The following is a 22,556-nucleotide window of genomic DNA, read 5'->3' as shown; positions in this document are numbered from 1 at the left end:
ATACAATGCTTTATCTATCTGTACGATTACTTATTAAATTTACGCTCTTTTTAGATACAAAATACAAGGAGTATAAAATAAATATTCAGCCTATTTATTCTCATTAAAGACCGTTTGGCGGTACTTCTGTCCCCAAATCATAATCTCCTCGATCACTCTTTCTAGTGTTTTTCCATACTCTGTCAATTCATATTCTACAGAAATAGGCTTGGTATTTAACACTGTTCTTTTTATCAAATGATTTGCTTCTAAATCATGTAATTCTTTTGACAACATTTTTGTACCTATTCCCTCTACTTCTCGCATTAGATCCATAAACCTCATTTTGCCTCCATGTAATAATGTTCCGATAATATATACCTTCCATTTACCAGATAATAAGCTCATCGTATCTTTAATAGCTACTATACGTACTTGACATTGTTCTGTATTATTCAACACTGGTTTTTTCTTCATCTGCTCTATTTTTAATTCACCCTAAAATTACTTTATTCTACAGTAGTGTGCAAAAGGAAACCACTTCCCAAAAGGAAACTAATAGAGAAGACCACCTTAAAGTCAGCTATGTTTGCACCCAGAAAAGAACCTATCTATTTAGATAGGCCATAAAAACACTTAAAAATGAAGAATTCTAAAATTACATTCTGGGTATCTACAAGTCTATTTTCTTTATTTATGTTATTTAGTGCCTATAACTATGTAGCAACAGAAGAGATGAAAGAAGCCTTTGTTTACCTAGGTTTTCCTGATTATTTCAGAGTAGAACTAGCCATATTTAAAGCTTTAGGAGCTATAGTGATCTTGCTCCCTTTCTTATCCTCTACGATAAGAGGTTTTGCTTATGCAGGGTTTACCATTAATATTATCTCTGCTGCTATCGCACACTTAGCGATGGGAGAACCTATTACATCACTTGGTTTTGTATTCATAGCAGGGGTGTTATTAGCCTTGTCATACTGGAGTTCATTAACCCAAAATCAACGTTAATCAAACCTAACTCTAATGCATTGAGGCGGGCTTACACAGTCTCGCCTCAATGCATTTATATACTTATCGACTATAACCTCTATGTTTATCCTTCTCCCTCTCTATCGTATATGCTCGTTTTAACCCAAACTATGCGATAGACATATAAACGAAAAGGAATTATACAAAATAGATCTGAATTAGTGATACAAGCATACGATAGTATGTTTTTAGAGCTAATGAAGGAACCATAAGGTAGAATTGCTTTGCAGTATTTGACTACCACAAATTCTAGATTTATCCTTCAAGTCACATCCTAAAAGAATACTAGATCAATAAAAGGACTATCCTTGGACAAAAGCCCGCTATACCCAAGTATTGTCCTACTATACTCCTATAATTGTCCAAGGATCTGTTATGAAACCCCATATTTACTGGGATTACAAGCAATATAGAATAACTTCAATTCTTATTAAAAATCAAACAAACAACTATGTATCAATACATTACATTATTTATCAATTAAAAAAAATGAATATAAAAATTCACTTAGTAGGATTAAAAGGCTAAAAAAGAGGGCAAATAGCTAAAAAAAGGGAGTAAAAAGAGGTCTATTTTGATTTTTTTAGAGAAAAATAAGAGACAAAATCAAAAAAACAATCTGATTTTTTGGGGTTATTTTTCCAAAAATAAATTATTCTATCGGTTTTAATATGGAACTACCATAAAGCAAAAAGAGCATCCACAGTGGACACTCTTCTATACAATATATTTTTTACTGCTAATGTATTTTATTCATGTGTTTTACTTAATTCCCAACCCACAATTAGCTGTTTCTTCTCTGCTCCCCACATATATCCCCCTAACAAACCTGTCTGCTGTATCACGCGGTGACAAGGTATTAATACTGCTACAGGATTCCGACCAATAGCAGTACCTACAGCTCTACTCGCTCCTGCATTATTTAATCTGTCTGCTAGACCACCATAAGTTGTTAATTGTCCTTCTGGAATTTGTAATAAAGCTTCCCATACCTTAAGCTGAAAAGGAGTCCCTTTAAGGTGTAATTTGACTTGTGTCAGATCTCCTTCTCTGTTTAATATATCGATCACCGCCTGATGTATACCCTTCCTTTCTTCTACTAATACAGCATTAGAAAAATCTGCATGAATACGCTCTAATCCATCACTATGCTCAGAAGTAAAAGCAATATGACAAATCCCTTTAGGTGTAGAAGCAACTACTACCTGTCCAAATAAGGTATCCCAATAACTATAGGCAATCTCTAAAAACGCTCCTTTATTTGCGTACTCATTAGGAGTCATGCCTTCTATAGAGACAAACATATCATGTAAACGACTACTGCTGCTCAACCCTACCTCATCTGCAATGTCAAACAAAGTCTGTTCTAACCGCTCTTTGATAACATACTTAGCATAGTTTAAGGTTATATATCTCAAAAACTGCTTAGGACTACTTCCTACCCATTCTGTAAATAATCTTTGAAAATGATATTCACTTAACCCAACTGCTGTTGCTATCTCTGATAAATTAGGTTGTGCGTAGTGATTAGCTACGATATACGCTATAGCTTGTCTTGCCTTTTCATATTGTTTACTTACTTCCATGACTAACTTCTTTAATACAAGTATACAAAGAAATAGATTCTGCTTTTTTCTCACAATCCATTTCTTGCTATTCTTTTAAAAATAGAAATGTGCCCTTATGGAGAATTAGGAATTTTCAATTAGGAATTAGGAATGTGTGCCCTTCGGGCATGAGGTGATGTGTATTGTGGATATAGATTGGGTAAATATATGTCCAGGATTACAAATCCGCGCCAACGCCATGTGCATACCGATTGCCATAGGCAACGATTCTTAATTCTTAATTAGAGCTTATACCTATAACTTCTAATTTACAGTAAATCAAAAAGTTATAAAATACATTAAAACCAATCAATTACTTAAATAATTACATTAAAACTATTTTAACACAAAATAATTACTAAAAATATAATTACCAATTAAACGTTTGTTTAATTTTACGCTCTAAAAAAAATACAACTCATGGCATTAAGTGATAAACAGAAAGAAATATTAATCGTAGCAGAGGAGCTATTCTCTCAAAAAGGTATAGATGGAACGAGTATACGAGATATTTCTAAAGCTGCTGGTATTAATGTTGCTATGATCAATTATTACTTTGGTTCTAAGCAAGCAATGGTTATTGCATTATTCGAAATACGATTAACTCGAACAAGAGAAAAACTAGCTCTTCTTACCACAGATACTCACTTAGACCCTATGCAGAAATTATTAGCTTTCGTAGAGCATATGATGACTGTACAATTACAAAACGCTGATTTCCACATTATCTTAATGGGGCAACTATCTAAAAAAGAGGACATCCCTGAGATATCAGATGGTATAACCATCCTACAGCGCGAAATATTAAATATTATCAATAGTTTTATAGAAGAGGGGTATGAAAAAGGTCTTTTTAAAGCGAAGCCAGACCCTGTTACATTCGTTATCTTTTCATTGGGAATATTAAGTTACCTAATACACCACGAACGTACTTTATCTAGCTATTGGAATATACCCGATCACGAAGAATATAGTTTGCACATCAAACAGCATATATATCCTTATTTAATACAATCCTTTCAATCAATTTTAATCTACAATGAACAAAAGTAATTACATCTTACTTGCTTCATTATTTATTTGCCAAGCGTTTGCTCAAACTTCAACTCAAACACCTATTACCCTAGAGCAAGCCATTACATTAAGTTTAAAAAATGGCAAAGAGATAAAAAAAGTAAAAGCAAGTACAGAGGCTACTAAACTTCAGATTCATAGCGCCCAAAATATGCGCTACCCTGATCTAGAAGTTTCAGGATCATATAATCGCCTCTTTAATGGTACTGATGTTAATCTAAAAGTACCTTTACCTCCATCGTCTGGAGAAAACCAAATGCCACAGGTGACACCACAGCATTTAATGATGGCACAAGCCAAAGCTAATGTACCTCTATTTAGTGGTTTCAAAATTAGTAACGCTGTAAACCAAAGTAAACAATACTACGCATTAGCAGAACTAACAGAGCAATCTACTACGGAGAATGTAGTTTACCAAACCATCAATTTATACTTTGCACTGTATAAGACGCAGCAGTCGATAGCACTACTAACAGAAAATCTAAAGCGTGCACACCAACGCACAATTGACTTTGAACAATTCTTAAACAATGGTCTTATCGCTAGAAATGATTATTTAAGAACACAATTGCAAGAAGCGAATGTAGAGCTGTCTTTAGAAGAAACGAAAAACACCTTGAAGAATATTAGTACAAGATTAAGTACTCTTCTAGATTTTCCGTCTAATGAAACAATCGTTGCAGAGAAAGCTAATCCTGTAGATATCTTACCTACTAAAACAGATGATATCTCTACACGTAAGGATGTTCAGAGTGTAATGAAAATGGACGAAATAGCTCAAACGACTATCAAAATAGCTAGAGGTAATTACTTCCCTTCTATCGGATTAACAGCTGGATACTCAGCTATTCAATTAGATAAAGTAATTGATATCACTAATGCTACTATGGTAGGAGTCGGTCTAAAATATGACTTGGCTTCAATCTTTAAAAACAGAACAGAAGTCAATAAAGCTAAAGCAAAGAAAACAGAAGCTGAATACCAAGTCTTATTAGTAGAAGATATGGCTAAAGTAGAAATAGAAGAAGCGTATAATGCTTATGAATTAGCTTTAAAAAAGAATACTGTTTTATCGAAAGCTCTTATTCAGGCTAATGAGAATTACCGCATTGTAAAAGATAAGTATGACAATGGTCTGACAGACACTGATCATCTATTAGAAGCTGATGTACAACAGCTACAAGCTCAAATAGACAATATGCTAGGAGAAGCTGATCAAACATTGACATTGTATCAATATGCATACAAAACAGGAAAATTATTAGACAACTTACAATCGGGAAACTAAAATGGAAACAAATAATAATGAATATAAAAAACCTCTAAATAAGAAATTTATTATTGCGTTAGGAGCTATAATACTATTTGGAGGAGGATATGGTGTATATAAATACATCCATTCTATGGCTCATGAGACTACTGATGATGCTCAAGTAGAAACAAAGATATCTCCTATCGTATCTAAAATACCAGGATACATCAAAAGTATCCATGTACAAGATAACCAAATGGTCAAAAAAGGAGATGTATTAATCACACTAGATGATACAGAATATGTAATCAAAGTAGATCAAGCTAAAGCAAACTATCAAGCGGCATTAAGTCAATTAAAAGTAGCTGAAGCTGGGCATAATACTAGTGAATCTACAGTAATATCTTCTCAAGCAGGAGCTTCTACTGCTGTAGCTAATGTAGCGACTGCTAAAGCAAATATAGATGCTGCAAAAACTCAGCTATGGAGAGCAAAGAATGACTATGATAGATACAACAAACTTTATGAAAGTCAATCTATTACTAAACAACAATATGAGCAAGCATTAGCGGCTAAAGAAACTGCTGAAAAACAAGTAGTCGTACTACAAGAACAATTAAAAGCAGTCGAGAAACAAGCAAATGCTGTAGCTCAACAAGTAAATATTAGTAGATCTCAAGCTGTAGCTTCTACTTCTCAGATAGATGCTGCTAAGGCAATGGTAGATCAAGCTAAGGCTAACTTAGACAATGCGGAGTTATACTTGTCTTACACCGTAATCACAGCTAAAGAAGATGGTCAAGTATCTAAAATTAACCTACAAGTAGGGCAATTAATACAACCTGGACAAGGGCTATTCAATACTGTACAAAAAGGCAATATCTGGGTAGTGGCAAACTTTAAAGAGACACAAATGCAATATATGCGTGAGGGACAACCTGTCAAAATAAAAGTAGACGCATTCCCTAAGCATGAGTTCGAAGGAGTAATAAACTCTATGTCTCCAGCTACTGGGGCTAAGTTCGCTCTACTACCTCCTGATAATGCATCTGGTAACTTCGTAAAAACAGTACAACGTATCCCTGTGAAGATTACTTTCACTAATCCGAAGGATGAAATGCTAGTATACGTAAAAGCAGGTATGAATGTAGATATCGATGTGAACATTAAAAGTGGACGATAAGCGATGAGTGAAGAAAGCTTAGTAGAACACGGTTATCGCAGAATAATCATTACCATCACCGCCATTCTATGTGCACTGTTAGAGATAGTCGATACGACTATCGTCAATGTAGCCATGAATGATATGAAAGGGAGTATCGGTGTTTCTCTTACTGATATCGCCTGGGTGGTAACGGCTTATGCTATTGCCAATGTAATAGTAGTACCGATGACTAGCTGGCTCTCACAACAGTTTGGAAGACGCAATTACTTTGCTGCTTCCATTATCATCTTTACTGTAGCTTCTTTTTTATGTGGGTATTCTACTACGCTATGGGAGATTATACTATTCCGTTTTATACAAGGTCTAGGAGGAGGTGCGTTATTAGTAACCTCACAGACCATTATCACAGAGAGTTATCCCGTAGAAAAAAGAGGTGTTGCACAAGCAATATACGGTATGGGTGTTATTGTAGGGCCTACACTTGGACCTCCATTAGGAGGGTACATTATAGACAATTACTCTTGGCCATTTATCTTTTATATCAATGTGCCTTTAGGGATTATAGCCACCACATTGGCCATATTATATGTTAGAAGTCCTAAATACGCTGAAAAGAGCAAACTGAATGAGATAGACTTCTTAGGGATTATACTACTTGCTATTGCAGTAGGTTCATTACAGTACGTATTAGAACATGGTCAACAAGATGATTGGTTTGAAAACAGTACTATTCTGACTCTATCTATATCATCTGTATTGGGGTTCTTCTTCTTCGTATGGAGGGAACTGACCTGTGACAAACCTATTGTAAATTTAAGAGTACTGAAAGATTCTAATCTAGCCATTGGTACAGTATTGTCCTTTATCTTAGGATTTGGGTTATATGGGTCTACTTTTATCATTCCTATCTATACCCAGTCGATTTTAGGATGGACTGCTACAGATGCAGGGATGTTATTAGTACCAAGTTCCTTAATGACTGCCTTAATGATGCCATTCATCGCTAGAATGCTACAAAGAGGAGTTCCTCCTAAATATCTAGTATCTGCAGGATTCTTAGTATTCTTCTTATACAGTTTCTGGGCTCGTAATATACTTACTCCAGATACAGGTAGTGAGCATTTCTTCTGGCCATTAGTGATACGCGGAGTGGGGTTAGGATTGCTATTCGTACCGATTACAACACTATCACTCTCTAACTTAAGAAATAGAGAGATAGGTGAAGGAGCAGCCTTTACTGGGATGATGCGTCAATTAGGAGGTTCGTTTGGTATCGCACTAATCACAACCTTTATCTCTAGATGGTCTGTAAATCACAGACTAGGATTAGTAAGTCATTTAGATACTGCTTCTCTAGAAGTGCAGAATCGTGTAGCTGCCTTACAACAAAGCTTTATAGCGAAAGGATTCCCTACAGATGAGGCACTTCAGAAGGCATACACCTTACTAGACCTAGGAGTGACTAAACAAGCAACAGTATTAACCTATATGGATGTATTTATGTTCTTAGGGGTACTATTTCTTATTTGTATTCCTTTTATACTCTTATTGATTAAAAAAGGAGCTGGTAAGATCATTGCTGGTGCAGGACATTAATAAAGAATAAATTATGCATAAAAATAGAGACCTTAGGGTCTCTATTTTGGTTTTATATAAGTAAGTTTTTAATGCTGTTTGTGCTGCTTTCTATATTGAAGAGGAGTTAAATCAGTTTTCTTTTTAAAGAAACGACCAAAATAAGATTCCTCTGTAAAATTCAAATCTATAGCTATCTGAGCAACTGTATCATTCGTCTGTATCAGTCTTGATTTAGCTTCTTCTATCAGATACTTATGAATAAAATAACTAGCAGGCTGATTAGTGATTTCTTTAACTATATCATTAAGGTAATGAGGATGTACATGTAACAGTTCTGCATATTGATTTACTTGCTTTAATTCAATAGCATTCTGGGTCACCAATAGTTGGTACTTTGCTACTAACTGCTCTTTTCTAGATAATACAAAGGGAGTTGATGTAGTCTGTTGATTATATATTCGCTCTGCCTCTATTAAGATAATATTCAGAAACATACGCACTAATAAATCATCATTAAAAGTTTCTTTTTGACATTGTTCTTGATTTAACTTCCAAAACAGATGACTCATCATCTCTACCTCACGTTCTGTAAGTTCCACATAAGGAGCCTTGTCCAATTGAAAAAAAGGAAAGCTATTCAACTTGATTTGATGCTTGATACAAAGTAAAAAATAATCAGAATCAAATAGACACATAAACCCTTCTAAGTCATTAGTCCATTCTTTTATTTGGTGTAATTGGTTATCTGACACAAAGTACATTGTCTGCTCACCTAAGCGGTATTCTTTATGCCCTATGACTTCAGTAACTGTTCCCTTAGTTACTAGCACCATACTGTAAAATCGCTTACGCGTACGACTACCTAAAAACAAATCATTGTGCTGTCTCAAATCAGCCAAAGACAAGACTTCCATATAGCCTGCTCCTTCTTTATAGCGCAGTTTATTACACTCACCACAATTGACTCCTTCAGATACCAAAAAATGATTCTTAAAGTCTTCTATTGACTCTATTTCCCTTATGTCTTTATTACTTTGACTCATTTATATCCTTACTTTTTATCTAATAATTAGAGATAATACCCATCCTGCTACATATAACCCTATCCCATAAACAGTGTGCGCTTGAAGACTTCTCAATCTCACTGTATTCGGTTTAGGTGTTTTGGAAGCTGCTATTCCAAACCCAAAGGCTGGTTGCATCATAAAGAATGGAAACACGGTCGTAGCGACTCCTATAACTAGTGCAGGTAAAAATGTAGGTACTAAAAGCCACTCTACACCACAAATCACTAATAGTATAAAGGCAAAACTTATACCAATTAAGTAATGCGCTATCCATCCTAAAGCTCTCTCATTCTTCACTGGAGTAGCTTGCATAATATTAGGGTGACTAAACACTCCTTTCGTAAAAGATCCTATCCATCTCCCTACCATCGCATAGTCCAATGATGGAATATTAAACAGTTTCTTAATAGCTACTGCATAAAGATCCATAAATATAGTAGCTCCTATGCCTAATAATAAAGCATACTCAATTAATAATACAACGTTATTCATTATTTCAATTCTTTAAATTATTCTTTATCTACTTGCCACACGTGCTTCATAATCTCTTGTGGAGCAACAACACCTGTCTGACGCCAATAGATATCTCCCTGCTTATTTAATAAAATCATCGTGGGTACAGAGCGAACAAAGAACTCTTCTTTTAAGTCCTTACATTGATCTATATTTGCTCTTATCAAATCTACTTTAGCTTCTATATCCTCCTCTATATGATCTATTATACCTGATAGTGTTCTACATGGAGCACACCAATCAGCATAAAATTGAACTAAAACAGGACGTTTTAAATTGTCAAAGTCTATAAACTCTTCCATTTTTGTTGTCTTTTTTAAAATTGAATAATAACGTTGATATTTATATAGAATAAAAAAACGCTATTATTTTGACATTACAAAACTAATAGCGTTCTTATTCTTTATTCTTACCCTAATAGGAGATTTAATAGGACAAAGTACAGATTTATCTCTTCTCGTACTTTTATAGTTCTTATACCATATCTATAAAAACAAAAATCAAGATTGCTCTTACTTCAATTGTTTGCCTAGCTGTTCTACTCTAGCAATCCACTTCAACCTCTGCTCTTCTTTAGAGTTTCTAACAATTCCAATATAAGTGACTTTTACGGGAGATACACCACAGAACTGCAGTGTTGATTTCTTTAGCTGATTGACACTAGGTCTTCCATACATCAGGCGATAATACCATCCTGGTTGATCTAAGGTAGTGATAATATGAGCTGTTTTACCTTTCAGTAATTTGTCCCATAACATACTATTCTCTCTATACTGATACATAATACCTGGTAGAAATATTCTATCGATAAATCCTTTTACTAAAGCGGGAAGTCCACCCCACCATACAGGATGTACCCATACAAGATGGTCAGCCCATTTGATATCATCTATCGCCTTAACTAAATCTGGTTCTAGTTCCATGCGTTTCTGATAACCATACTGTAGGTTCGCATTAAAGCTCATCTTCGCTACTGTGATTTCTCTCACTTCTGCTCCACTCTGCCTGGCTCCTTTTACATATGCATCTACTAATCCAAAACACAGTGAATCTTTATTTGGATGTCCATTGATAACTGTTATTCTCTTCATTATATCTCTTTTACTGTTATAGAATCATATTGTTGTAAACCTGTGAAAAGTGCTTTTTCTCCATGAAGTTGATGTGCAAAATACTGCCCAGGTAAAACTTTATTACTAACTAATGCCTCTGTATGTAATACGGCTGATAAAGCAGTTAATTCTGCCTGTCCTCTATCACTCTTTAATAAAATTCTCCTTACTTGCTGAGAGCCTTTAATAATGATTTCGAATACTGATATATCTCCTGCTCCACTACCTCCAAATATCTTTCTCCTTGTCTTTAAAGACATTCTCTTAAATACACCGAACTGCTGCATCCAGCCTAATACACGAGTTACAAACTTAGAGTTGTAAGTCATCTTCACACTTACGGTAGGTACAGCTTCTACTTGATTCAAAATATACAGATCAGGAGTATCAAAGTTGTAAACTTGTCTATTTCTTAGCCCAAAAGAGAAACAATACGATTCACTATCTAAAAAGTGTAAAACCTCCTTAGGTTGATTCTTTTGATACTGAACAAAAGGAGTTGCAACATGCTCTGCCATAAAATGAGCTGAACTTTCGCCTGCTTTATCTTTTATAGAATAATACACCAACAGTTGTACGCTGTCTATTTTTTCTGTAGTTGGCACAGCAGATTTGACTAATCCAGGAACAATACCTCCCATCCAACCTGAGCCAAATACAATACGGCTATTATACTTAGTATATTCTGTAGTAATCTGTAATGCCTTATGTAAAGCGGGTGTTGGTTTAGTGATATCCAAATAATCTATTCCATGCTCTATCGCAAAACGAAGTACATGATCCTTCTGGTCATTAACAGATAAAATAATTAAATCGATACTTCTAGATAGAATAGCTTCTAATGAAGATGGGCTATTGACATCTATCTGTACTTCTTTTTGTAGATCTTTAGGAGATCTAGTTCCTAAGATTATATTACATTGAGGATTTCGCTCTTTTAAGATACGAGCTATAGTCCCCCCTACTAACCCCTTACCTCCTATGATTAAAATATTGTTCTGCATAATTAATTTGATTTACAGACAAAACTAATAGCCAATAGAGGTCTAAATACTGGACAAATGTCTAAAAAGTAATCTCTTTTCTGATACGACTTAAATGTCTTTGGGTAATTCCTAAATAAGAAGCCAAATACTGTAACGGAATATACTGTACAAAATTAGGGTGATGCATCAATAGATTCTTATAACGTTCAGAGGCAGTCTCTCGCTGAAACTGTATCACTCTGCGTTCTAATTCTAAATACTGTTGCTCAGCAATAATCTTTAAGAAAGTAGTCCACTGAGGTAATCTATCTGCTAAAGCATCGAGATCTTTCTTCTGAATAGACCAAACTACTGTATTAACAATCGCTTGGATACTCTCAATACTTTTTCCTCCTGTAATAAAAGCAGAATATGCACCAATCAAATCATCTGGAAAACGAAAACAATAAGTCAGTTCATCTCCTTTTTCGTTTGTGTAAAAGGAACGAAAAATACCTGATTCAATAAAGGCTATTTCTTCACAGTATTCATTTTCCTTTACGAGATAGTCATTCTTAGCAATATTGCGTTGTGCAAATAAAGCTACAATAATACCTATCTCTTCTTCTGAGAATAGATTAAAACGTCGAAAAAATATATTGAGCATAATAGATACCATATTCATGGTAAATGTAATCCTATATATACAATATCTTATTAATTTTTATTACATTTCGCCGAATTTCATTTAGAAACAACAATACATAAACCTAACAAATATGAAAAAATTAGTTTTATCATCTCTAGTACTAGCTACAGTACTAACATTAGTAAGCTGTAAACAAGAGGTTAAAACAGAACAAGTAGCAACAGAAACAGAAGCAACTACCTCTGACAATACACCTACTACTGCAATAGATACAGCAGCAGCTAAACAAGCTATTGCTAAAGAAAAAGAGGCGTTAGCAAAACCATATAACGAAGAAGAAGATGGTGATGCTAAAATAACAGAACTAATCGCAAAGGCTAAAGCAGAAGGCAAAAATGTTTTTGTACAAGCTGGTGGTAACTGGTGTATATGGTGTCTTCGTTTTAATGATTTTGTACAAAAAAATCAAGATATAAAAACTGTAGTCGATGCGAACTATGTTTATTATCACTTAAATTATACAGCTAAACATAAAAATGCTAAAGCATTCGAAAAATATGCTCCTGAAGGACAGAAATTAGGTTATCCTTTCTTCATCGTAATCAATGGGGAAGGAAAAACGACTAATGTAATTTCATCTGGTGAATTAGAAGCTGATAAAAGCTATGACGTAGCTAAAGTAAAGCAGATGTTCGTAGACAATGCTCCAAAGAAATAAAAGCGAAAGGCTGTCCAATGGACAGCCTTTATTATTTAATCTGTATAGTCTTTAGATTCGCAGATATAGGTATGGCTTTTACTTCTTGATTTACATATAAAAACAATATATCACTGGTCTTCCCTATAAGAATTCCTTCTATCACTTCCCCTCCTATATACTCTATTTTAGTCAATTCTTGTTGTAGTGTTTCAACATAAGTTCGCTTGCCATAATACTGTGCCATCAATATAAGATACCAGATAAAAATAAGGATAAACACACCTCCCTTTATTTTTCTATACCAAGAATATTGTTCAAGATTAAATGTTGATTTGCTATAATTAGCAGGAAATTTCTCTTTCCAATATGCATCACCTTTAAACAATAGATAAGTAATAACCATTGTCACAATAGCAAAAGCTACTATTCTAAAGTCTGCAAAGGGAGCTATCAAAAAATCAAATATAGAAGAGTAATCAAAAATATTAATACCAAAAGCATTGTACTTCTGTGAATTAAATAACATCCCTATTCCAATAGCCAATAGATATGCAAAAGTCAGTATAAGCTGTGCTGACTTCATTAATTTATTGACAAGCGTTTTTACTATATTTTCATCCATAAAAAAAGAGTTATAAGAATAACACAAAACAACTTCTCTGTCTATATCAGATATATACTTTTTTGACCTAGAATAAATAATAAAAAAACTTCTATTTAAATTCTTATTTACATCAAAATAATAGAAGTAATATATAGATGATATAGATGCTAACTATAAAAGCTTACCTTTGGATAAATAGTTCATTCTATACAAGGGTTTTAATGTTTATAACCAATTGTTTCACTACATTTTCTATCCATGTCTGTTATTCGATATCTTCTTAGCTGTTTTCTAATGATCTTACTCTTGAATGGTTGTACAGATAAATTAAGCAATCAAGATTACACTGATTCTTCTATCCGATGGAAAGCCGATTTCACTATAAAAGGAATCAATATTCCTATTATTTTTACACTAGATAGCATTCCACTTAATATTCATGGTTATCGCACCATCTTTACAGATGGTCCAATTACAAATCAAAAAGAATATACCGAAATAACAAGTGATAGTTTTATCAACCCTTTAGATTACAGTGGTCATATCTATCTAAAAGGGATTATACGAAACGATACAATTAAAGGAATATTTGAAGATAAGAAAGATAAAAACGCTTTAGTTACCATCCCTTTTATAGCCTATAAGACAAAAGAACCTCGTTTTTCTATTCCGAGTACTTATACAGCTATTAATGTAACTGGTCAATGGGAGTTTACCTTTTCAGAACAAGATTCTCCAATTAAATTTACAGAATACTCTAAAATAGAGAACTTCCATTTATTCCAAAATGAAGGTACTCTAATCGCACGTACGACAAGAAATGAAGGTTTTGAAGGTGTAATGACTCAAGATGGTTTTATCTGTTCTTCTATGTCTAAAGATAGACCTACTCTTCTTCAAACTTCCATAGTCGATACTGATAACTTAGAAGGTACTATTCATACACCCAATGAATCGTTCTCCTTCACTGCTAAACGAAAAAGTAAACTCGAAAGCACCAAAGAAAACAGTACGACTCTGTTCAAGATGCTCCGAAACTTATTCAAAGCTTATGAAGAATATCCTAAATAAAAAAAAGCCACTCCCAAGGAAGTGGCTTCAAACCTAACCAAACTAATAGAAAGATATTCCTTCCTATAAAAAATCAAACTTATTATTCTAATTTATTAGTCATAGAATTTATCGAAACGTGCAAATCCTGATATCTTATCAGGAAGTGTCATTCCCTTAGTAACCTTGTCTGTTTTTAGATCATAAATCCAAACGTAGTTTCCTTCTTCTGCACTATTAATCGCGAAGTAGACTTTCTTATCTTGAACAAAGAAACCTAGTTCATACGGTTCATCTAAAGGTAATTCTGTCAACTGTCTTACAACTGATCTAGTCTCTAAGTCGATAATAGCGTATTTCCCATTATAACTTCCTCCTTTAGCTGGATCTCTATAACCAATAATCATTTTGTTGTCTCCTATATAATTCATCGCTGTTTCAGGTTTTAATCCTCCTAATACTTGCGTCAAATTAATTTCGTAAGATCTATCTAATACCCCTTCTGCAGTCTTAATTCTAAATAGATAAATATCTTTAGCCTCTGAATTTGTACGTGTAAAACAACTATAGTAGAAGCTGTCATTATCCTTTACAAAAGAAGTTTTAAAGTAAGGAGAACCATTACTAGCACCACTACTACGAGTGTCTGCTTCTGATTTGATTACTTTAAAATCTGGATATGAAATAGAAGCTATATTATAGAAATTAGGTGTCAACCATTTCGCATTTCTAAAACCGTACTGTAAATACAATACTCCATCTATATAAGCTGCAGAACCTATTGAATAATGGTCATATCCTTGAGGGAAAGGCTCTAGGCCAGACACTTCTCCTTGTTTTACTATTTTAAGATTTGTTGTATTAAAAACTGTATATCGGATGCGCTCTATATCACTTGTATCTCCAAAAAGAATCAAAGTGTTATCATCAGCCCATGTATAAGCACTCACGTCATTAATATAAGAGAAAGGTACTTCTATCTCTGTAACTAGCTTATCATTTGTATATTTGAACTTTTTAAATACTCCTTGATCTGTTTTATAGTTATAGATATACCCATTCTTAACGATATAAGAATACGTTCCTTTAGAGTTAATTTCATCACCTTCTCTATTCAGATCCATAACTCCTTGTGTCACATCATTGGTAGCTGTAATATAATGAACCGTATTAGGCCAACTTCCCAATGCTGATAATAAGAAATACTTATAATCTTTTTCTCCTTCAAAACCACCACTCTGAGATGGTTCTTTACTACATCCTATTACTGTAATAAGCAATAAGATCATAGATAAGATTGTATATGATTTATTTTTCATCTGTAATGTCTATTTTAAAGAATATCTGAATTTGAAATAAAATGCTCTACCTTGTTTTTGAAGTTTAAAGTTGTCATAAGCAAGAGCATTTCCAATATTAGTACAATTCAAAGCAAAGTTATACTTCCCTTTTGCTATCGAATAATTGATTCCTACATCGTGTAATGTCTGGCGAGGGATCGTTGGAATATTCTTTTTGTTTCCATAAGACTGCCAGTTTTTATAGAACCACTCTGTCATAGATACCCCATAAGTTAACTCAATACGAGAATCTTTTTGGAACCAATCATCTTGTCCTATACTAACATCTATATTACCATATAACCAAGGCTGGTTTGGCACTTCTTTTTTATAAGTAGCAGACTCTACATTATCACTATTATTAGCGTATTTCGTATTGTCATAAGCATAGTTATAAGTAATATTTGCCATGATATTAAGAATATTCTTATACTGGTAGTTAAATTCTCCTTCTACTCCTCTAGTAAAGATATTAGATAAGTTCTCATATTTAAAAGTACTATTGAATAAATTAGGTACTGTATAAATATAATCCTTCGTATCTCTAATATATCCTGCTGCATCAAAACGTACGAAGTGATCATCAAAACGCTGGCTATAATACACCCCTAAGTTGAAGTTATTACTGCTCTCAGGACGTAGAGCTAAGTTACTAGTAATAGACACTCCATCACCAAATATTTCTTCTGGTTCTAATAAACGGAATGATTTTTCAAAAGAAGCTTTTAAACCTAGTTCATTGGTAATTTTAAAAGTACTCGCTATACCATATCCCCAATTTCCTGATTGATTTTTAACAGGTACATCCTTACGTGTAGAAGAGTCAAAGACAGTCTTATCTAAATCAACTAAGTAATACTTTCCAAAAAACACATTAGTCCATCTCTTATCAAACCAATCTTGTTGATAGTTAATAGAGAAAATCTGTTTTGTCATTTTCGTTGGATAAGCATCTTCTCTCTTATCGTATAATAAATTATAAGATTGATTCTTCACATAATCTAACATATAATTAAAATTAAACTTGTGAGAATCACTTATTCTATACTCTGTAGTTAATTGAGAGAATACACGATCTCTGTGTTGTCTACTTAAAGAAGGGTTAGTAAGTTCACTTCCTGCTGCAGGAACATAACTTCCGTCCCAACTGTATTTTCTCATTAAAGTATCCGTTCCTTTTTCTAAACTCTTAGAATACCCTAAATAATAATTGATATCAAAGCGATCGTTCAATAGATCTTTCTTCTTATATTTTAAAAAGTAATTATTCGCATCTCCTTCTCTCTTCACTCCTCCATACACAATCTCTTGATTAGATCCTGTCTGAATTTGTTTATCAAATAAAGAATGTGACACTCCTACGAATAACATATCAGCCCATGACTTATCCTCTATTCCCAATTCTGCCATTACAAATAAAGATTTGTAGCGATCATTGAAACGTTTTACATCTCTGTATTCATACTTCTCAGCTTGGGGATTATAGATCTTCATATCACGCATCTTATAATCATTATCCGAGTAATTATAAGCACTATTCAGTCTCATTATAATTCCAGTACCCTTATCTTTTAATTGTCCATTTAAATTAACTTTATGGGTATTAAAAGATCCAGTCATATAACTAGCATCTAAGTAATCTTTAGAATTACCATTCGTGATAATATCGACTGCACCTCCCATAGCATCAGTGCTCAAATGAACAGGGACAACTCCTTTATATATCTCTACACGTTGAGCCATATTAATAGGAAGTGTATTCATATCCACTCCTTTACCTAACATCTCTAATGGAACTCCGTCTACAAAAAACTTAACTGCTTTTCCAGACATTCCGTTTACAGAAAAATTATAATCAGACCCTACACCACCTTGCTGTCTAACTTTGATACCGCTACTTTTGTTTAGTATTTGATTTAAATCATAAGTACTATTAGCTATCTTTTGCATATCTACAGCGCTTACTGTAAAAGCTTGCTCTTTTAAAGCATCTACTTTACCTTTTACACTAACCACAACATCATCTAATACAGAAGGCTCATCTTGCATAGTAATACTCAATGATTTTGGACTTGTATTAAATTGAACAGTTCTGCTCTCTTCAACCATACCTACATAATTAAACAGTATTATATGTTGTCCTGTTGTGTGCTGTAATTCAAACTTCCCATCTAGATCTGTCTGAACGCCAATTGTACTTCCTTTAATAGAAACAGATACTCCTATAATGGGAGTTTTCTGTGAATCATAAACGATTCCTTTTACTTTACCTACAGTTCCTTGAGCATTTACTAAACAAGGTAACAGAAGTAGTAAAAAACAAAAAAATACTTCCTTAAACGGTCTCATTATTTAAATTAATTTTAAATAACAAAAGTATTGGTCATGTTAGTAAAAACCAAAGAAATACAACTTTATTTTTAACAAGTCTAATTAGCTTATTTATACTGACTATTAACAAGCACAATATCAACAAATTACCAAATCAAGATATTACTATTTGTATCACAAGAACACAATGACATAATTATTCAACTTACTCATAACAAACTAGATAACAACTAAGCTCTAAATACAGTTCATAAAAAAAGCGTAGCCATCGCTACGCCTTTACGTCATATTTCTGTTTACTTTATGATAGACTCGTAAATTACCTTTTGAATATCTTCTCTAATATTAGCTTTTGATAAATTATTTACATTGCTATCTGGATAAGTCCTATTAGATAAAAATACAAATACTAAATCTTTATCAGGGTCAGCCCAAGCCATTGTTCCTGTAAACCCAGTATGTCCAAAACTAGACATTGAAGCACATCCACATGTTGGACCAGGAGAACCTGGCTTTTGCGGTTTATCGAATCCTATTCCCCTTCTACTACCTTTACTACAATAAGCACACTCATTAAATGTATTAAAAGTATCTTCTGAGAAGAAACGATCACCTCCATATTCCCCTTTATTCAGATATAACTGCATCATTTTAGCAACATCTAATGCTGATCCAAACAATCCTGCATGCCCAGCAACACCACCTTGCATAGCTGCTCCCATATCATGCACATACCCTTGTACAGTGGTATAACGGTAATAATTATCTATTTCAGTAGGAGGAATTACATTCAAGTCAAATTTACGCAATGGCAAATAAGTTAAACGCCAAGCTCCCATCTTATTATAATACTCACTTTCCACTACTTGATCAAGTGTCTTGTGATATTTACTCTCCACAAACTCCTTCATCATAATAAACCCTAAATCACTATACTTATATTCCTTTTTAGATAATTTAGAATCTGCTATTTGTTGTAGAATTTCATTTGTATACCCTTTTTTAATATATAAATTCTCTGACACTTGAGTAGGATACTCTGGAGTGTAGAAGAAGCTATACAAACTCGGATCAGGTCTATTATTCTCTGCTAGAGTGCGTTTATAAAAAGGAATCCAAGCTGGTAAACCTGACTGATGTGTCAACAAATCTTTAAAGGTGATATCTTCTTTATCTGTATGTTTAAACATCGGCAACATCTGTCCTAGTTTAGTCTCCATTCTCACTTTATGATCATCATACATCTTTACCAATACTGGCAACGTTCCTAAGATCTTAGTTAAAGAAGCTAAATCATATAGATCTGTATTTAATACCTTTGTGCTATTATCATAAGTATGATGTCCAAAAGCTTTTTGATATACTACTTTACCATGACGAGTCACTACTACCTGAATACCTGGTGTGTATTGTTTATCTATAGCTCCTTGAGCAATGGCATCAATTCTATTTAACACATCAGGATCCATTCCTTCATTTGCTGCAGTAGAAAAACCTAAACGATCAATAGCTTTCGTTTTAAGTCCTGTACCAACAGCAAAAGAACCATTGATAGAAACTGGTAACTTTCCTTTAGCTCCTATTGCCCCAAATAGTACTTGAGCAGCAGCTTGCTGAGCAAATTTATTATTCTGATACCCTACTAACACAGTATTTACCTTATCTAAAGGCATTGACTCAAGCGCATACGGCTTAGCAAAAGATACTAACACAGTATTCTTTCTAGCGGCTAAATTACGTAAAGTCGCCTTTTCTGTGTCTGACATATCGTGCTTACGCCATGGGTTATCCACCTTGTGATAGCCAACAATAATAGTTGTAAACGCAGACAAATCTTCTAAACTATCTCCGGCAATTTCTGTTACATCATCATAATTCTGAAGCATACTTAAGAATTGACTACCATCATCATCTCCTAACTTTACATAAGCTATCTTTTGTTTTTCTAAATGCTTAAAAGGAACTAACCTATCTTCATTCTTCGTTAAAGTCATTGCTTCTTCATACAACTTCTGATTTAAATCATCGTAAACTGGAGCATTCAAGTCCTTAACTAAGCTACCTGTTTCAATAGCAGAGAACTTTGTCATACCTGATTTGTACTTGTAGGCTAGAACTTTCTTTACCGAATGAGATAAGCGTTCTTCTGATATTTCTCCTGTATTATAAGCATCTAATATCTTCGTTAGCGCAGTAGGCACATCTTCAGAGAAAAGCAATAAGTCATTCCCTGCTTTAAAAGCAGCTAAGTCAACTTCCCCTGGCTTTAGATAATTAGCAGCTGCCTTCATATTTAAAGCATCAGTAAAGATCAGTCCTTCAAAACCTAATTCTTCTTTCAACAACTTCGTTACAATATTATAAGATAACGAAGTAGGAATATCATTAGGTTCATAAGCAGGTAAGTTTAGATGGGCTATCATCACACTAGACAGTCCTTCTTCAAATAATTTCTTATACGGATATAATTCAACTCTATTTAATCGTCCTTTATCAAAGTCAATTACAGGTAATTTGTGATGTGAATCTGTAGACGTATCACCATGTCCTGGAAAGTGTTTTCCTGTTGCAAAAATATCTTGACTTTGATATCCTTGCATAAATGCACTAGCTCTATCTGTTACTATCTCTCTCGTCTCACCAAAAGAACGCACTCCGATAATAGGATTCTTTGGATTAATATTAATATCTAATACTGGTCCAAAGTTAAACTGCATACCTAAACGCTTAGTTTGTTTAGCCATCGCTTCTCCCACTTGATAAATCAAGTCCATATCTTGAACAGCCCCCAATGTCATATTATAAGGAAAACGGTAAGTATCTTCTAAACGCATACTCAGTCCCCACTCACCATCTATACCTACTAGCATAGGTATTCTACTTAAAGTCTGTAAGCGATTAGTCATTTCAGCTTGACGAACAGGTCCACCTTGAAAGAAGATTAATCCTCCAATATGCTGTTCTTGCACAAGTTTCTCTAAACTCTGTACATGAGCCTCATTTTTATTAGAGTAAGCCGCAACCATAAACAGCTGTCCTATTCTTTCCTCTAAATTCAACGTATTATATACACTATCTACCCATTGTTTCTGTCTAGCTTGATTAAACTTAACCTGTCCAAACGCACTAGAAGCTACAAGAAGTAGTACAACAGTCAATCTTTTCATTAGTTTTTATTTTAGGTCAAAAAAAATCACCATCAAAAGTCTATTTGATGGTGATTTTGATATCGTAAATATAAATATTAGAATCTATTTAAAAAAACGTGAATGCCAACTTTCAGATGCTGGAACTTCCCAAAATTCTCTAAACTCTCCTAAATCATTTACTAAATTATTGAATACAATCGTATTAGCTGATACAGACTTAGACTTTACTAAATCTTTAAATTCTAATAAAGTTTTAAAAGCGATGAATTCTCCTGTTTTATAAGTAACATTCATCTTATCTAGTAAGTCTACATTATACTTTTGTTCAATATCTTGAATCACACGAACTGAAGCATCTATTGAACATCCTGAAGCAGGGTGTATATCTTGATCTACTGTTAATACAATAAATCTATTGTAAAATATCTTATAAGAAGATTCTAATGGTGTAGCATGCGCTGCCCACTCTGCTGTAAAAGCAGCTAAATCCTTATCTATATCTTGAACCTCTTCATCTGAGAACTTACGATTAGATTGGTAAATCCAAACTCTCGAATGATCAGGCATTTCTTCAAATGGTTTAAACATATTTTATAAATCTTCTGCGTTTGCGATTAACTCAGCTACGTCTAGTACTTTTACTGAGCTTTCTTTTTCTTTAAATTTCACTCCATCTGTAAGCATTGTATTACAGAAAGGACATCCAGCAGCGATAATCTCTGCATTAGTCCCTATAGCCTCTTCTGTACGCTCTACATGCACTTCTTTATCACCATGTTCTGGTTCTTTAAAAAGTTGAGCACCTCCAGCACCACAGCAGAAACCATTTTGTCTAGAGCGTTTCATTTCTACTAACTCTGCATCTAATTTTTCAATCAATTGACGCGGAGCTTCATAAACTTGATTAGCACGTCCTAAATAACATGGATCGTGGAAAGTAATTCTCTTCCCTTTAAATTGCCCACCTTCTATAGTCAATCTTCCATCATCTAAAAGTGACTTCAAGAATTGAGTATGGTGTACAACTTCATATTTACCACCCAAATCAGGGTACTCATTCTTAAGTGTATTAAAGCAGTGAGGACAAGCAGTTACGATTTTTTTAATTTCATATCCATCTAATACTTGGATATTCATCATTGCTTGCATTTGGAATGCAAACTCATTCCCTGCTCTCTTTGCTGGATCCCCAGTACATCCTTCTTCTGTACCAAGTACAGCAAATGATACGTTTGCTTTATTTAATATCTTTACGAATGCTTTTGTAATCTTTTTTGCTCTATCGTCAAAACTTCCAGAACAACCAACCCAGAATAATACTTCTGGTTGTTCTCCTCTTGCCATCATTTCGGCCATGGTAGGCACAACTAAATTTGCTGACATAATCTTGTG

The 22,556-nt window shown here is 33.9% G+C and carries 21 protein-coding genes; 7 read left to right on the top strand and 14 right to left on the bottom strand.

Annotation, left to right across the window (positions count from 1 at the left end; translation table 11 throughout):
- Positions 1–90: 90 nt before the first annotated feature.
- Complete coding sequence (locus tag MPR_RS07055) at positions 91–456, bottom strand: winged helix-turn-helix transcriptional regulator (RefSeq protein ID WP_041890758.1); 366 nt, start codon at positions 454–456, stop codon at positions 91–93.
- Positions 457–621: 165 nt separating this feature from the next.
- Here MPR_RS07055 and MPR_RS07050 point away from each other — a divergent pair, with 165 nt between their 5' ends.
- Complete coding sequence (locus MPR_RS07050) at positions 622–987, top strand: DoxX family protein (RefSeq protein ID WP_041890755.1); 366 nt, start codon at positions 622–624, stop codon at positions 985–987.
- Between the two features lie 770 nt (positions 988–1,757).
- Here MPR_RS07050 and MPR_RS07045 read toward each other — a convergent pair.
- Positions 1,758–2,594, bottom strand: a complete 837-nt coding sequence (locus tag MPR_RS07045; RefSeq protein ID WP_041890752.1) for a methylated-DNA--[protein]-cysteine S-methyltransferase — start codon at positions 2,592–2,594, stop codon at positions 1,758–1,760.
- A gap of 441 nt (positions 2,595–3,035) precedes the next feature.
- Here MPR_RS07045 and MPR_RS07040 point away from each other — a divergent pair, with 441 nt between their 5' ends.
- From MPR_RS07040 to MPR_RS07025, 4 genes are read left to right on the top strand one after another with little or no spacing between them, the layout of a single operon-like run.
- Entirely contained in the window at positions 3,036–3,668 is a 633-nt protein-coding gene (locus MPR_RS07040; protein ID WP_006260994.1) for a TetR/AcrR family transcriptional regulator, read from the top strand.
- On the top strand, positions 3,655–4,977 hold the full coding sequence (locus MPR_RS07035) for a TolC family protein (protein ID WP_041890747.1): 1,323 nt from the start codon (positions 3,655–3,657) through the stop codon (positions 4,975–4,977). Before MPR_RS07040 ends, MPR_RS07035 begins: the two co-directional genes overlap by 14 nt.
- Position 4,978: 1 nt before the next feature.
- Positions 4,979–6,124 carry an HlyD family secretion protein gene (locus MPR_RS07030; RefSeq protein ID WP_041890744.1) on the top strand — a complete coding sequence of 382 codons (1,146 nt, stop codon included), beginning with the start codon at positions 4,979–4,981 and terminating at the stop codon, positions 6,122–6,124.
- 3 nt (positions 6,125–6,127) lie between these two features.
- Complete coding sequence (locus MPR_RS07025) at positions 6,128–7,702, top strand: DHA2 family efflux MFS transporter permease subunit (protein ID WP_006263387.1); 1,575 nt, start codon at positions 6,128–6,130, stop codon at positions 7,700–7,702.
- A 68-nt stretch (positions 7,703–7,770) separates the two neighbouring features.
- Here MPR_RS07025 and MPR_RS07020 read toward each other — a convergent pair whose 3' ends face one another.
- From MPR_RS07020 to MPR_RS06995, 6 genes are all read right to left on the bottom strand, one after another.
- Complete coding sequence (locus MPR_RS07020; protein ID WP_041890741.1) at positions 7,771–8,727, bottom strand: AraC family transcriptional regulator; 957 nt, start codon at positions 8,725–8,727, stop codon at positions 7,771–7,773.
- Between the two features lie 15 nt (positions 8,728–8,742).
- Positions 8,743–9,243, bottom strand: coding sequence for a DUF2938 domain-containing protein (locus tag MPR_RS07015; protein WP_041890738.1), 501 nt, complete (start codon positions 9,241–9,243; stop codon positions 8,743–8,745).
- Positions 9,244–9,260: 17 nt separating this feature from the next.
- On the bottom strand, positions 9,261–9,566 hold the full coding sequence (locus MPR_RS07010) for a thioredoxin family protein (RefSeq protein ID WP_006260989.1): 306 nt from the start codon (positions 9,564–9,566) through the stop codon (positions 9,261–9,263).
- 210 nt (positions 9,567–9,776) lie between these two features.
- On the bottom strand, positions 9,777–10,355 hold the full coding sequence (locus MPR_RS07005) for an NAD(P)H-dependent oxidoreductase (protein WP_041890734.1): 579 nt from the start codon (positions 10,353–10,355) through the stop codon (positions 9,777–9,779).
- Positions 10,355–11,380: a saccharopine dehydrogenase NADP-binding domain-containing protein gene (locus tag MPR_RS07000; RefSeq protein ID WP_041890731.1), complete on the bottom strand. Its 1,026-nt coding sequence runs from the start codon at positions 11,378–11,380 to the stop codon at positions 10,355–10,357. The genes MPR_RS07005 and MPR_RS07000 overlap by 1 nt, the downstream gene beginning before the upstream one ends.
- Positions 11,381–11,441: 61 nt before the next feature.
- Positions 11,442–12,026: a Crp/Fnr family transcriptional regulator gene (locus MPR_RS06995; protein ID WP_082027821.1), complete on the bottom strand. Its 585-nt coding sequence runs from the start codon at positions 12,024–12,026 to the stop codon at positions 11,442–11,444.
- 94 nt (positions 12,027–12,120) lie between these two features.
- Here MPR_RS06995 and MPR_RS06990 point away from each other — a divergent pair, with 94 nt between their 5' ends.
- Entirely contained in the window at positions 12,121–12,708 is a 588-nt protein-coding gene (locus MPR_RS06990; RefSeq protein ID WP_041890728.1) for a thioredoxin family protein, read from the top strand.
- Positions 12,709–12,739: 31 nt separating this feature from the next.
- Here MPR_RS06990 and MPR_RS06985 read toward each other — a convergent pair whose 3' ends face one another.
- The gene (locus tag MPR_RS06985) at positions 12,740–13,312 is read right to left on the bottom strand and encodes a hypothetical protein (protein WP_041890725.1); all 573 of its coding nucleotides are present in this window, start codon (positions 13,310–13,312) and stop codon (positions 12,740–12,742) included.
- Between the two features lie 276 nt (positions 13,313–13,588).
- Between MPR_RS06985 and MPR_RS06980 the strand changes: the two genes are divergently transcribed.
- Complete coding sequence (locus MPR_RS06980; RefSeq protein WP_041890723.1) at positions 13,589–14,365, top strand: hypothetical protein; 777 nt, start codon at positions 13,589–13,591, stop codon at positions 14,363–14,365.
- 95 nt (positions 14,366–14,460) lie between these two features.
- On the opposite strand, the gene MPR_RS06975 is transcribed toward MPR_RS06980, so the two are convergent.
- From MPR_RS06975 to MPR_RS06955, 5 genes are all read right to left on the bottom strand, one after another.
- Complete coding sequence (locus MPR_RS06975; RefSeq protein WP_041890720.1) at positions 14,461–15,663, bottom strand: DUF4374 domain-containing protein; 1,203 nt, start codon at positions 15,661–15,663, stop codon at positions 14,461–14,463.
- Between the two features lie 9 nt (positions 15,664–15,672).
- The gene (locus MPR_RS06970; RefSeq protein WP_041890718.1) at positions 15,673–18,033 is read right to left on the bottom strand and encodes a TonB-dependent receptor; all 2,361 of its coding nucleotides are present in this window, start codon (positions 18,031–18,033) and stop codon (positions 15,673–15,675) included.
- 278 nt (positions 18,034–18,311) lie between these two features.
- On the bottom strand, positions 18,312–21,182 hold the full coding sequence (locus MPR_RS06965; RefSeq protein WP_041890716.1) for a serine hydrolase domain-containing protein: 2,871 nt from the start codon (positions 21,180–21,182) through the stop codon (positions 18,312–18,314).
- 84 nt (positions 21,183–21,266) lie between these two features.
- Entirely contained in the window at positions 21,267–21,752 is a 486-nt protein-coding gene (locus MPR_RS06960; protein ID WP_041890713.1) for a hypothetical protein, read from the bottom strand.
- Positions 21,753–21,755: 3 nt separating this feature from the next.
- Complete coding sequence (locus MPR_RS06955) at positions 21,756–22,547, bottom strand: (Fe-S)-binding protein (RefSeq protein ID WP_041890710.1); 792 nt, start codon at positions 22,545–22,547, stop codon at positions 21,756–21,758.
- Positions 22,548–22,556 lie beyond the last annotated feature (9 nt).

Origin of the sequence: Myroides profundi, from assembly GCF_000833025.1 — a bacterium.
Lineage (GTDB): Bacteria > Bacteroidota > Bacteroidia > Flavobacteriales > Flavobacteriaceae > Flavobacterium > Flavobacterium profundi_A.
The sequence above is the reverse complement of the archived record's forward strand: the minus strand, read 5'-3'. Positions and strand labels throughout refer to the sequence as shown.